The sequence below is a fragment of the Acinetobacter sp. YH12021 genome, from assembly GCF_013420145.1.
Classification (GTDB): Bacteria; Pseudomonadota; Gammaproteobacteria; order Pseudomonadales; family Moraxellaceae; genus Acinetobacter; species Acinetobacter towneri.
This window is the reverse complement of record NZ_VOYT01000004.1, coordinates 147,502-160,371: the sequence shown is the minus strand read 5'-3', so window position 1 is coordinate 160,371 and position 12,870 is coordinate 147,502. Positions and strand designations below refer to the sequence as shown.

Sequence of the window (12,870 nt, the reverse complement as noted above, 5' to 3'; positions counted from 1 at the left end):
ATGGCTTTGACAGGAAGCCATTAGATTGATAAAGGTAATTTCACCCCCATATTTATATTAAGGCTGACCCCGAGGTTTGGAGAAGCGACATGGCTTATAGCGATAAAGTAATTGATCATTACGAAAACCCTCGTAATGTTGGCGTTTTAGACAAAAATGCTGAAAACGTTGGTACAGGTATGGTGGGCGCACCTGCATGTGGCGATGTAATGCGTCTGCAAATTCAAGTGAATGACGAAGGCGTGATTGAAGAAGCACGTTTCAAAACTTATGGTTGTGGTTCTGCCATTGCTTCAAGTTCTTTGGTTACTGAGTGGCTTAAAGGTAAAACTTTAGATGAAGCACAAGCGATCAAGAACATTGATATTGCTACCGAACTTGCCCTTCCACCAGTGAAAGTACACTGCTCTGTATTGGCAGAAGATGCAATTAAAGCTGCTGTAGAAGACTATCGCAGCAAAAAGACCAAAGCTTAATTTGCTAAGTTTTGTGGAAAAACAAACGGAGTTTTCATGATCAATTTAACTGAAAATGCTGCAACTCATATCAGCAATTACTTAAAGAATCGCGGTAAGGGTCAAGGTATTCGCGTTGGTGTGAAAACTTCAGGCTGTTCTGGTTTGGCTTATGTACTCGAATTTGTAGATGAAGTCGATACGCACGACCAAATGTTTGAACAGTTTGGTGTTAAAGTTTTCGTTGATCCTAAAAGCCTAGTTTACCTAGATGGCATGGAAATGGACTATGTCAAAAATGGTTTAAACGAAGGTTTCGAGTTTAACAACCCCAATAAAAAAGGTGAATGTGGCTGCGGTGAATCGTTCACGGTATAACGCCACCTCCCTCTTTTTAGCTTAAAACAGTGTACAATACACTGTTTTAATTGCATTTATGCAGCCAATTTTGCACACTAATCGCGGATTCCATCTCCCATGAATCATTTTGAGTTGTTTAATCTTCCTGTTGCACTCGATATTGATTTCGCTACTTTAAAAGCTGAATTTTTAAAGCTACAGCAGCAATATCACCCCGACAAAGCCGAAGACAAAGATCAAGCCTTGATTAAATCTAGTAAAATTAATCAGGCGTTTAAACAACTCTCTGCGGTAGACAGTCGTGCTGCATATTTACTCTCATTGAAAAAGCAAGATTATCATCTCGATCAATCCATCCATGACTTTGAATTTTTACAAGATGCCTTGGAAATTCGTGAGCAATTGGATGATGCCAACTGTGCCGATGACTTACAGTCATTAAAGGTTGAAGTACAACAATGGGTTGATGGCTTAGTCCGTGAATTTAAAATTGACTATGCCGAAGAAGATTGGGCAGAAGCGCGTGACACTGTGCGTAAATTACGCTTTTTCATGAAAGTTATGGCTGACCTAGACAAAGCTGAAGATCGTTTCCTTGATGATGACAGTTTTGATTTAGACGATGATTTTTAATTTTAGTTTGTATTTTAATATTTAACGGGCAAAGGATTTTACATAATGGCGCTCTTGCAAATTGCAGAACCAGGTCAATCAAGTGCACCGCATGAACATCGCATTGCGATTGGCATTGACTTAGGCACCACTCATTCATTGGTTGCCACAGTTCTTTCTGGTAAAGCCAAAGTCTTGCATGATGAGCAAGGTCGCGTGCTACTGCCTTCTATCGTCCATTATGCAGAGCAAAATACACATTATGGCAATGCTGCTGCGCCATTTATTACTACAGACCCTAAAAACACGATTGTTTCAGTCAAGCGTTTTATGGGTCGTTCTAAAGCGGACATTAAATTTCAACATCCATACACGTTAGTGGGTGAAGACAATCAAATGCCTGCTTTTGAAACAGCTCAAGGCCGTAAAACACCTGTTGAAATTTCGGCAGAATTACTTAAACAACTCAAAGACCGCGCAGAAGCCAGCTTACAAAACCCTGTAAATGGTGCAGTGATTACTGTTCCTGCTTATTTTGATGAAGCTCAACGCCAAGCCACACGTGACGCTGCCGAGCTTGCAGGTTTAAAAGTATTGCGTTTATTGAATGAACCGACTGCAGCAGCGGTTGCCTACGGTTTAGATCAAGACACCAACTTGGCTCAAGACCGTAACTATGTGATTTACGACTTGGGCGGTGGTACGTTTGACGTTTCTATTTTACGTTTCTCTCAAGGTGTTTTTGAAGTTTTAGCCACAGGCGGCCACACTGCTTTAGGTGGTGATGACTTAGATCGTCTGATTGTAAAATGGGCAAAAAAACAGCTGAATATTGAAAGTTTAGATGATGCAGAATATGCACACTTTATTGTGTCTGCACGTAAAGCCAAAGAAGCGCTCAGCAATGCAGAAAGTGTTGAATTAAAACTGTTAGAGCACACGCTGCAATTAGACCGCGCAAACTTTGAAAGTATTATTCAGGTTGCTTTAGATAAAACCATTAGTGTATGCAAACGTGTATTACGCGATGCCAAACTTGACCTAGATGACATTCAAAATGTAGTTTTAGTTGGTGGTTCAACACGTTCTTATGCCGTGCAAAAAGCTGTTCGTGAAGTATTTAATCAAGAACCATTATGCACAATTAACCCAGATGAAGTGGTTGCAATTGGTGCATCAATTACCGCCAATCAACTAATTGGTAACAGCAAAGATGGTTCGTTGCTATTAGACGTTACCCCACTGTCTTTGGGTTTAGAAACCATGGGCGGTTTGGTGGAACGCTTAATTTCACGCAATACTGCAATTCCTGTAGCACGTCGCCAAGAATTTACCACTTATCAAGATGGCCAAACTGCCATGTTGATTCATGTGGTACAAGGTGAGCGTGATTTGGTAGAACATTGTCGTAGCTTAGGTCGTTTTGTGCTACACGGTATTCCACCAATGACTGCGGGTCAGGCACGCATTGAAGTTACGTTCCAAGTCGATGCTGATGGCTTGCTCAGTGTTTCTGCTAAAGAAACCACTTCTGGTGTGACTGCAAATATCGACATCAAGCCATCTTATGGTTTATCTGAAGCAGATACCGAGCGTTTGCTGCTAGATGGTTTCAAATATGCAGAAGAAGACAAGCAATTGCGTCATTTGCATGAAACCAAAGTTGAAGCACAACGTGAACTTGAAGCTTTACAACAAGCCTTAAAAGTAGATGCACAACTATTAAGCCCAGAACAATTAGAAGCTTTAAATACTGCCAAAGCGCAGTTGGAAGCCGAATTGACTGGACAAGACATTAAAGCCATTGAACATGCTGTTGAACAGCTTAAAATACACAGTGATGCTTTTGCTGCAATTCGTATGAATCAACATATTGATACAGCACTTAAAGGCACTAAACTCGACGACTGGTCAAACTCAAACTAATTTAAGGTAAAGATTATGCCACGTATTAAAGTACTTCCACATGCGCAATTCTGCCCAGAAGGTGCTGAGTTTGAAGTCGAACAAAATGCCAACTTATGCGAAAGCTTACTTGAAAATGGCATTAAAATTGAACATGCTTGCGATATGTCTTGTGCATGTACCACTTGCCACGTTGTTGTTCGTAAAGGCTTTGACAGCCTAGAAGAAATGGATGATGTTGAAGCTGACTTATTAGACCGTGCTTGGGGTTTAGAGCCTGATTCACGCTTATCTTGTCAGGTTAAAGTGGTCAATGAAGACTTGGAAGTCGAAATTCCAAAATACACCATTAACCATGCTTCAGAAAATCATTAATCATAAAATGATGCTAATTCTAAAAAACTGCGCTACGGCGCAGTTTTTTTTATTGCACAACTTTAGATTTAAAATTTTTGAGGATTTAAAAGTTAAACGAGATCTACATTATAAGAAAAATTTTAGTGTTTTTCAGGAATATGAGTTTTGGCAATTTCTTCAACAGGTGGATGTTCAATCACTTCATCTTCAAGATTAAGTTTTACAATGCCCTGTGAGTTGGTCAGCTTTTGCTGCGTTTGAATTCTTTTAATCATTTTTTCTAATACGGTAATTAGCTCAGGATATTCAAAATTCTGCACTTCATCCAAATTAAGCAACAAATGAAAACCTTTATATTCGTAGTCAAACCAACGCTGATAATCCGACTTGCTGGCCGCATATTTTTCCATCACTTGCCAAGTTTTTACAGGACCTTGAATCCCCTTTAAAAAGATCGGTGCTTTCGGAGCACACAAATAATCATTTTTAATCAGTTTATAAGTGTCATCTGAAAGTAAAATTTCATCAACTTCGGCCGCACTTTGCAAACGCGCAGCTAAGTTAGCATCACGCCCAACAATGGTATATGCCATCCGATGTGCTGCACCGTAGTTCCCAACGTGGCAATATCCTGTACTGATACCCATACGAATATGTAAAGGCGGATAGCCCATTTTGACCCAACGTTCGCGTAACAATTTCATTTGCTGACGCATCGCAATAGCCATCTCTACACAAGTTTTAGCATCTTGTTCAACACCTTGCGTATTTGGATCACCAAAGAAAATTAAAATCGCATCACCCATAAACTTATCCACCGTCGCTTCATATTGCTTGGCAATTTCGGTCATGTGGCTTAAATAATCATTGAGCAGGAATGCTAAATCATCTGGAATTAGTGTTTCAGAAAGTTCAGTAAAGCCTTGAATATCAGAAAAGAAAATCGTCATTTTTTTACGTTTATATTCAATTTTCGCTTCCGACTCACCTTTCATAATCGATTGCCACAACTGCAAAGGTGCATAGCGACTAAGCTGATTCGCAAATTCCATATAGCGGTTCATTTGTGTGTAGTAATGGTCTTTCTTTGCCGTGGTATAGCGGATACGACGTGCCTGATAGGCACTGCCCATGCCAAAGTAAAAGATCATACATAAAAAGGCTAAAATCGTAAGTTCGGTACTGCTTTGTTCAAAATATTCGTTAAAACCAAAAATAAAAATATTACAAAAATAAAAAACTGTGACCGCCAATAAGGATGCCAATGCCACCAAAAAGAAAGAAACTTTAATATAAATGGCGGTATATAGCAGCGCAAATAAAGCGGCAAAAGTAAGTACCAAATTCAGATGTACCGCAGACAAACATACTGCGACTACCACAATATCAATAATAAACAGGATATTACGCTTGGCTTGATGACTATATTTATATTGCAGCCAACGCGAAAATTTAGGAATTATCAGTAATAAAAAAGTAAGAAAAAACGGAAGGTAAATTTGATAATTGGTATCGGCGTAGGTGTAGTGATAGACCACCATAATCAGGGATAAACTTGCATACCCGACTAAACGATGCAGAAATTCGAATTGTTTGGGATCTCTTTCCATCCAATTGTACATGAACACCGCGGCCTACTCCAATCTAGGATTAAAAAGCCACGCATCCTGCGTGGCAATTCATTTCAATTAATCCATTCGCCAGTCAAATGGCATATCGCCTTGACCACGCAGAGCAAGCATCAAGGTTTGACGCATGTGAGCCAAAACTTCATTGCTGTATGGTACAGCTGGCGTACCCCAAACTGGTTTAGGCCAAGCCACATCATTTTGATAACGCACGACGTGATGAAAATGCAATTGTGGAACCATATTACCTAAAGCCGCCACATTCATTTTATCGGCACGGAATACACGTGATAATTGGCTAGATAACCAGCTAGATTCACGTAAAAATTGTTCTTGGTCTGCCTGGCTTAATTCGTATAGTTCTGTAACCCCTGGCACACGTGGAATTAGAATTAACCAAGGGAATTGCATATCATTCATTAAACGACATGTTGACAGAGGAAAGTCGCCTACAAAAAAAGTATCTTGAGCAAGTTGTGGATGCAAACTAAACATATCTTTATAAATGACGCAAATTGTAATGATGGGTAATACTATCACATCCCTAGTGAACTGAGTATGATTCCCATCATGTTTCGATGTAAATAAAGTGCAATTTTAACCAAATTCATCATGAATAATATTCATTATAGAATCAGAGGTTTCTTAGCAAATATTCATAAATTTACCGATATGATATTTGGATCAATTTGCATTTTTAAACTCAGCTGTGCAAAGTTTTTAGCAGGCTGTTTAATAGATCGGCAATAAATTGAATCCGCTTTTCAGCTTCCTCCAACATCACCATCACTTTTAAACGCTGTCCACCATCCATACGGAAATAGGTCGGATGTTTTTGCATCATTTGAATGATGCTCATGGCTTGCACAGGTGTATCTGGTGAAAATTCGATATGACCGCCATTTGTACCAATATCAATTTTAGTGATGCCCAACTGCTCTGCTTTTAAACGCAGTTGATGTACAGCAAATAATTGTTTCACCGCTTGTGGTGGAATACCAAAACGGTCAATCAACTCCATACGGATATGATCAAGCTTTTCTTGAGTATCGGTATTACTAATGCGTTTGTAGAACAATAAGCGCTGATGCACATCGCCCAAATAATCATCTGGAATTAAAGCAGGCATGTGCAGGTTGATTTCTGCAGTTAAAGACAATGGTGCATCGAAGTTAGGGGTTTTACCTTTTTGAATGGCTTTGGTGGCTTTTTCCAGCATTTCCATATACAGGCTATAACCAATAGCTTGCATTGAACCGCTTTGTTGCTCACCCAGTAATTCGCCCGCACCACGAATTTCCAAGTCTTCGGTTGCCAGCATAAAACCTGCACCCAAAGTTGAGGCACGCTGAATCGCATCCAAGCGTTTTTCAGCATCGCCTTTTAAGCCCTTAATGGAAGGTACCAGCAAATACGCATAAGCTTGGTGATGCGAACGCCCAACACGACCACGTAGTTGGTGCAACTGCGCCAATCCGAGTTTATCTGCACGTTCAATTAAAATGGTATTGGCATTTGGAACATCAATCCCTGTTTCAATAATGGTTGAGCAAACCAACACGTTATATTCTTTATGATAAAACTGCTGCATGACTTGCTCTAATTCACGCTCGCGCATTTGCCCATGCGCAACTGCAACCCGCGCTTCTGGTACCAATTCACGAATGGTTTCAGCACTACGCTCAATGGTTTCCACTTCATTATGCAGGAAATACACCTGACCACCACGTAACAATTCACGTAAAATGGCTTCTTTCACCGTATCGCCTGTATGCTCTTGCACAAAGGTTTTGACCGCTAAACGGCGTGCAGGTGGTGTAGCAATAATGGATAAATCGCGCATACCGCTAAATGCCATATTTAAGGTACGTGGAATTGGCGTTGCGGTTAAAGTCAGCATATCCACATCGGCGCGCAGCGCTTTAATACGTTCTTTGTCACGCACCCCAAAACGATGTTCTTCATCGACAATCATTAAACCCAACTGCTTGAACTGAATATTTTCTTGCAGAATTTTGTGCGTCCCAATCACAATATCGACTTTGCCTTCAGCTAAATCTTCAATGGTTTTTTGATGAGATTTGCTTGAACCAAAACGCGATAAGACTTCAATACGCACAGGCCAGTCGGCAAAACGGTCTTTAAAAGATTCATAATGCTGTTGTGCCAACAATGTGGTCGGAACCAATACCGCGACTTGTTTATTATTCTGTACCGCGACAAATGCAGCCCGCATGGCGACTTCGGTTTTACCAAAACCAACATCACCACAGACCAAACGATCCATTGGTTTTGCCAGTTGCATGTCATGTAAAGTCGCTTCAATTGCATTGGCTTGGTCTAGGGTTTCTTCATAAGCAAAGCCACTGGCAAATTGCATATAAAGACTATGATCCAACTCAAAAGCAAAACCCGGTTTAGATTGACGACGTGCCTGAATATGCAGTAATTCTGCTGCCACATCGTGAATTTGTTCCAACGCTTTGCGTTTGGCTTTATTCCATGCATCTGTGCCTAATTTATGCAAAGGCGCAAGGTCTGGATCACCACCGCTATAACGGCTGATTAAATGCAAATTGGTAACAGGTACATACACTTTTGCAGCATCGGCATAATCAAGTTGTAAAAACTCATGCTCTTGCTCATCAATATTTAAAGTAATTAAACCTGCATAACGCCCTACGCCATAATCAATATGTACCACAGGTGCACCAATGCTTAACTCGGTCAAACTGCGAATTAAAAACTCTTCAGAAACTTCCTGCTGACGTTTACGACGGCGCTGCACCACACGATGTTCATACAACTGATTTTCTGAGATTACACTCAATTGATCTTGAATGACCAAGCCGCGATCTAAAGGTGCATTGGTAATCGCAATGGCTTGTAAAGACTGCTGAAATGCCTCAAAACTCTCCACTTGTGGAATTTCACCCAAAGCGGCACGCAACGCATCTTTTAAGGTTTCACGACGACCTGCACTTTCTGCCACCAATAAAACAGGATGATTGGCCGCATCAATATATTGCTTAACGGCATGAAAGGGTTGTTCTTGTTTAGGATCAACCGCCAAACGTGGTGGTACAAGTGTGCTTAAGTTCACTACACCTGCTTTTTGCTCAAAAGCTTCGGGCGATGCAATCACACGTCCAAATTGATTCAGTTGTTCTAATAATTGATTTGGTTGTAGGAATAATTGCTCAGGCGGCAAAATCGGCTGGTCGATGTTATGACGTCTGTCCTCATAACGATACAGCACATCTTTCCAAAATTGAGTTAAACAGTCATCCACCGCCTTATCTGTAATGACAATGCAATGCTTTGGTAAGTATGAAAGTAATGTATTTTGACCTTCAAGCTGTGCTTGAGTGAAGAATAACGGAAAATAAAACTCTAAACCAGGCGATGCAATGCCTTCTAACACATCCTGATACACAGGGTTCTTTTTCGGGTTTGCCGTTGGGAAACTTTCTGCATAGCGGTCACGGAAAATCGCACGACCTTCTTTTAATGGAAATTCTTTGGCGGGTAAAACCGTAAAATTCTGCAAACTTTGGGTGGTACGCTGCGTTTCTGGATCAAAAAACTTTAAGGTTTCAACTTCATCATCAAATAAATCAATACGGATGGGTGCTTCCTGTCCCGAAGCATAAATATCCATAATACTGCCACGCACAGCAAACTCACCATGATCATAGACTGTATCGACCAGATGATAGCCTGCTTGTACCAAACGCTGTTTTTGTTGTTCCAAAGCAAACTTTTGCCCAACACGAATATCGAAATGCTCGCCTAACACCCATGAGGTTGGTGCAACACGTTGTGCCAAAGTGGTTGCCGAAACCAACAATACACCTTGCTGCGGCATATTGGATAAAATCGCCAAACGCTCCGACACAATATCTTGATGCGGTGACAAGCGGTCATAAGGCAAAATTTCCCAATCGGGGAAAATAGTCGGTTTTACCCCGTAAAATTCTAATTCGCTTTCTAACTGCGCCAAATGTTGTTGATTGCGCGCGACAATCACAAATAAATGCTGATTCTGCTGACCAATTTCTTTAAATAATAATGCTGCGGCAGAACCTTGTAGATTACCAATCCAGCGTTTTTCGCCAGCTTTCAGTTGTGCTAAATTGAGTTGGGAAATTTCGTGTTGGAACATGTATATAGCTTTAGGGTCTAAACAACATGGGGCTTATACTAGCACGATGAATTGACGGTTTTACGTAATTTTTTTCATCCACCATTACAGCGTATTTAATTGCAAAATTTTATAAAACAGCGAGCTTTAAAGTTTGATACACACGCCTCTTTACTTTTGATCACGTAAAAACTGTCGATAATAATCATTCAATTTTTTAACAATCGCTTTAAATTCCAGTAAGTTTTCTTCGGTATTACCAAGCATTGTGTTAAAACGCTGTTGCGCAATTTCCAGATCAATTTTTTCATTGATAATCATAGCTGTAGAATACAGCTGTGCCAAATCATCAAACTGCTGCATACGGCGGTTGGATAAATAATTTAAACGCTCTGCCAAAACATCGTTAAGCAAAATACCATCGACCATATAGCCTTGTTCCGCATCCCATTGAATATTCTGTGCTTCTAAATAGGCAATTTCTTCGAGATTGGCTTTATTTTTAAACAACCCTGTAAGTTTGCTGAACATTTTGAACCTATAAATTGGCGAAATCAAAGTGAATGCTGCAGAGTTTAAATGCTTCACTAAAATAGATGCAACTGATCAGGGTGATTTATGCTCCCCTGATGTTATAAGTCAGTGTTTCAACCCCACTTTGCTTAGGCTATTTATAATGATGCATATTTTGCATCCTGCCAAATGCAAAAAAGCATCTTGAAGATGCTTTTATAACAATCAAAAAATGACTTAAAGCTTATTTGCCATAAGTTTGCTGTAAATACTTCACAATCTTGGCCGATTCAAAAAGCTGAGTCTGGGTATTTGGATCGATTAAAAATGGGACTTGAATATTATCACCCATGACTTTTAATACCTGCTCACGCTTACCACCTGCCAGTGGCACATATTTACCCGGTTTTAAACGTAATTTTGCCAAGCCTTGATCTTGCCAACGCTCTTTGGCTACATTATGAAATTTGAATGGCAACTCCAGTTCAGTCAATACACCACGTACTACACGTGTATAAGGACTTCCCTCAAAACCCCACAGTTCAATCAGTTGTTCAGGTGCAGCGCGCTCTACAATTTTCTGGTTAATCCACACACCACGTGCACCATTCAATAACGTGCCTGCAAGTGCAACATAAGGAATTTTAGGAAAATGCGCGTATTTTTTTGGCGTTTTTCCACTTTTGCCATAATGTTTGAATAAATGATGAATGATCTGCTGTGATTCATAGAGCTGATCACCTGTATTTTCATCAATTAAAAATGGAAACTGAGTTTTACCACCCAGTTGTTTCACCAAAGGTCGATATTTTGTGCCGCCTTTGGGGCATGGATAAACCTCATAATCCAAATTTAACAAGGTCATGACTTCGCGTACACGACGGCAAAATGGTGAACCTTCAAACTCATATAACTTTAAGGCTTTTTCGGGTTGCTTGGGAAATGCTGTCCCATTCACTCCACGTCCACCTTCGGTAAGCATAGATGCCACTGCCTGAATGACTTTAATTTGATGATGCACCATTTTGTTTTCCTTGTGATGTGCTCAGCAATTTGATGACTGCGCCATCAAACCGCTTATAAATCGACCAACTTTTCTTTTGCCACAATAATACCGTTGTTATCAGCATAGACATAATCGCCCGAATTAAAAGTGACTTGTCCGAAATGCAAACTCACATCCACTTCACCCACGCCTTTGCGGTTACTTTTTTGTGGAATTGAAGCCAAAGCATGTACGCCTAAATCAAGTGCTGCAATTGCATCGACATCACGTACACAGCCGTAAATGATCACGCCATTCCAGTGATTTTTCACTGCGGATTCAGCAATCAAGTCACCCATTAAGGCACAGCGCATAGATGCCCCACCATCTACCACCAAAACTTTGCCTGTGCCATCGGTTGCCAATAACTCTTTTACACGTGAGTTATCTTCAAAGCATTTTACAGTCACAATTTGACCACCAAAAGTTTTACGTGCACCGTAACTTTTGAAAAATTTACCATCCAAAGATGGAATCACCACTTGAAGGTCATGTTCTGGATGGTCATCTAATAAGTCACAAGTTACGAATGGTACTGTAGACACGTTGTTCCCCTTTTACTTGGTTTTTTGTATTTGTAAATTATCATAAATTTGAAATTTATGAATTTGCGATTGCGCTGCCTCGACCATAGTATGAGCCACTTGCGTAGCACTTACTGGCTTATATGTAAAATGATCGGGAATAAATCGTGATATTTTAAGATACAGCTTTTGTCCTAAATCTTCTAAACGCCGTTGTTCGTTGCGCTCACCCAATAATAAAGATGGACGCAAAATTGATACTTTGTCTAAATCCAAACTTTCAATATATTGTTCTAGCTCACCTTTGACACGATTATAAAATACGGCTGATTTGGCTTCTGCTCCCAAAGCACTGACCAATATGTAATGCGTACCCTTCGCCTGCAATAATTCGGCAAAATGTGCATTGATGGTATAGTCCACAGCATAAAACCCCTGCTTTGACCCTGCCTTTTTTAAGGTTGTGCCTAAACAACTGAATGCATGACTATAACCGCTCACATCTTCATCATTGAGCAATAAAAAGTCTTCAAGGAGTAACGTCTGGACTTTTTCTAAGCGATTTAATTCCGAGCAAGGTCTACGCAAAACAACGGTGATATTTTTACATTCAGGCAGCTGATTAAGCTGTTTGACCAATTGCTGCCCAACTAAACCATTCGCACCAATTACAATTGCATTTTGAATAGAATTTGTCATTTTTTAAACAATCTCTGAGGCTTAAAGCTAATCTACCTGTTTCTTTCTGATTTTTCTGCAGCTAAAATGTTGTCAAAGCATGTCAAGACTTGACTTAACTGTCTAGTTTCATCAAAATATGGCACTTGTTTACGGGCTGGTGATAATTCTTCTGATGTTGGTTTTCGGAAGTAATTGCAGCCCGCCCAGACCAATCTATTTCAAGGAGTGCACGAGTGGCAAACTCTGCTCAAGCTAGAAAACGTGCTCGTCAAAACGTTAAAGCACGTAAACACAACGCAAGCTTACGTTCTATGGTTCGTACTTATTTAAAACGCACAATCGCTGCTATTGCTGCAGGTGATTATGCGGTTGCTACTGAAGCTTACAAAAAAGCTGTTCCAGTAATTGACCGTATGGCTGATAAAGGCATCATCCATAAGAACAAAGCAGCTCGTCATAAGAGCCGTTTAAACGCTCAAGTTAAAGCTTTAGCTTCTAACTAAGTGTTAAACAAAAGAAGCCCGTTAAGGGCTTTTTTTGTGCCTGCTGTTTCGATAATTTATCAAATTAAGCAATCTTTAGTTTCTGCACGCCAATTACATCACTTCAAATACACCTGCCACCATAAAATAAAAAACACCTCCTG

Annotated in this window: 13 protein-coding genes; 6 read left to right on the top strand and 7 right to left on the bottom strand. The window is 40.2% G+C overall.

Annotation, left to right across the window (positions count from 1 at the left end):
• The first annotated feature begins 89 nt into the window (after nt 1-89).
• From iscU to fdx, 5 genes are all read left to right on the top strand, one after another.
• The gene (gene iscU, locus FTT91_RS05890; protein ID WP_004976649.1) at nt 90-476 is read left to right on the top strand and encodes a Fe-S cluster assembly scaffold IscU; all 387 of its coding nucleotides are present in this window, start codon (nt 90-92) and stop codon (nt 474-476) included.
• A 36-nt stretch (nt 477-512) separates the two neighbouring features.
• The gene (gene iscA, locus FTT91_RS05885; protein WP_004976650.1) at nt 513-833 is read left to right on the top strand and encodes an iron-sulfur cluster assembly protein IscA; all 321 of its coding nucleotides are present in this window, start codon (nt 513-515) and stop codon (nt 831-833) included.
• Nucleotides 834-932: 99 nt separating this feature from the next.
• A complete protein-coding gene (hscB, locus tag FTT91_RS05880; protein ID WP_004976652.1) occupies nt 933-1,448 on the top strand; it encodes a Fe-S protein assembly co-chaperone HscB in 516 nt (171 codons plus the stop codon).
• Nucleotides 1,449-1,493: 45 nt separating this feature from the next.
• On the top strand, nt 1,494-3,353 hold the full coding sequence (hscA, locus tag FTT91_RS05875; protein WP_179990815.1) for a Fe-S protein assembly chaperone HscA: 1,860 nt from the start codon (nt 1,494-1,496) through the stop codon (nt 3,351-3,353).
• 15 nt (nt 3,354-3,368) lie between these two features.
• Complete coding sequence (gene fdx / locus FTT91_RS05870; protein WP_004976656.1) at nt 3,369-3,707, top strand: ISC system 2Fe-2S type ferredoxin; 339 nt, start codon at nt 3,369-3,371, stop codon at nt 3,705-3,707.
• Nucleotides 3,708-3,829: 122 nt separating this feature from the next.
• Here fdx and FTT91_RS05865 read toward each other — a convergent pair whose 3' ends face one another.
• The 7 genes from FTT91_RS05865 to FTT91_RS05835 all read right to left on the bottom strand — a co-directional run bounded on the left by FTT91_RS05865 (nt 3,830) and on the right by FTT91_RS05835 (nt 12,242).
• Nucleotides 3,830-5,311, bottom strand: coding sequence for an adenylate/guanylate cyclase domain-containing protein (locus tag FTT91_RS05865; protein ID WP_004976658.1), 1,482 nt, complete (start codon nt 5,309-5,311; stop codon nt 3,830-3,832).
• Nucleotides 5,312-5,377: 66 nt separating this feature from the next.
• Entirely contained in the window at nt 5,378-5,812 is a 435-nt protein-coding gene (locus FTT91_RS05860; protein WP_004976660.1) for an HIT domain-containing protein, read from the bottom strand.
• Between the two features lie 208 nt (nt 5,813-6,020).
• On the bottom strand, nt 6,021-9,482 hold the full coding sequence (mfd, locus tag FTT91_RS05855) for a transcription-repair coupling factor (RefSeq protein WP_154320768.1): 3,462 nt from the start codon (nt 9,480-9,482) through the stop codon (nt 6,021-6,023).
• A 150-nt stretch (nt 9,483-9,632) separates the two neighbouring features.
• A complete protein-coding gene (locus FTT91_RS05850; RefSeq protein WP_131261458.1) occupies nt 9,633-9,992 on the bottom strand; it encodes a hypothetical protein in 360 nt (119 codons plus the stop codon).
• Between the two features lie 226 nt (nt 9,993-10,218).
• Nucleotides 10,219-10,998: a glutathione S-transferase N-terminal domain-containing protein gene (locus FTT91_RS05845; protein WP_004976665.1), complete on the bottom strand. Its 780-nt coding sequence runs from the start codon at nt 10,996-10,998 to the stop codon at nt 10,219-10,221.
• Nucleotides 10,999-11,051: 53 nt separating this feature from the next.
• Nucleotides 11,052-11,564 (bottom strand): ribonuclease E activity regulator RraA, encoded by a 513-nt coding sequence (gene rraA, locus FTT91_RS05840; protein ID WP_004976667.1) that lies wholly within the window; start codon nt 11,562-11,564, stop codon nt 11,052-11,054.
• A gap of 12 nt (nt 11,565-11,576) precedes the next feature.
• Nucleotides 11,577-12,242: an NAD(P)H-binding protein gene (locus FTT91_RS05835; protein ID WP_131261459.1), complete on the bottom strand. Its 666-nt coding sequence runs from the start codon at nt 12,240-12,242 to the stop codon at nt 11,577-11,579.
• A 215-nt stretch (nt 12,243-12,457) separates the two neighbouring features.
• On the opposite strand from FTT91_RS05835, the gene rpsT reads away from it, so the two are divergent.
• Nucleotides 12,458-12,727 (top strand): 30S ribosomal protein S20, encoded by a 270-nt coding sequence (gene rpsT / locus FTT91_RS05830; protein ID WP_004976669.1) that lies wholly within the window; start codon nt 12,458-12,460, stop codon nt 12,725-12,727.
• Nucleotides 12,728-12,870: the final 143 nt, after the last annotated feature.

Coding starts and splice junctions, on each gene's coding strand:
- hscB (WP_004976652.1), top strand. CDS start 933: ATGAATCATTTTGAGTTGTTTAATCTTCCTGTTGCACTCGATATTGAT.
- iscU (WP_004976649.1), top strand. CDS start 90: ATGGCTTATAGCGATAAAGTAATTGATCATTACGAAAACCCTCGTAAT.
- FTT91_RS05860 (WP_004976660.1), bottom strand. CDS start 5,812: ATGTTTAGTTTGCATCCACAACTTGCTCAAGATACTTTTTTTGTAGGC.
- mfd (WP_154320768.1), bottom strand. CDS start 9,482: ATGTTCCAACACGAAATTTCCCAACTCAATTTAGCACAACTGAAAGCT.
- FTT91_RS05865 (WP_004976658.1), bottom strand. CDS start 5,311: ATGTACAATTGGATGGAAAGAGATCCCAAACAATTCGAATTTCTGCAT.
- hscA (WP_179990815.1), top strand. CDS start 1,494: ATGGCGCTCTTGCAAATTGCAGAACCAGGTCAATCAAGTGCACCGCAT.
- FTT91_RS05845 (WP_004976665.1), bottom strand. CDS start 10,998: ATGGTGCATCATCAAATTAAAGTCATTCAGGCAGTGGCATCTATGCTT.
- FTT91_RS05850 (WP_131261458.1), bottom strand. CDS start 9,992: ATGTTCAGCAAACTTACAGGGTTGTTTAAAAATAAAGCCAATCTCGAA.
- FTT91_RS05835 (WP_131261459.1), bottom strand. CDS start 12,242: ATGACAAATTCTATTCAAAATGCAATTGTAATTGGTGCGAATGGTTTA.
- fdx (WP_004976656.1), top strand. CDS start 3,369: ATGCCACGTATTAAAGTACTTCCACATGCGCAATTCTGCCCAGAAGGT.
- iscA (WP_004976650.1), top strand. CDS start 513: ATGATCAATTTAACTGAAAATGCTGCAACTCATATCAGCAATTACTTA.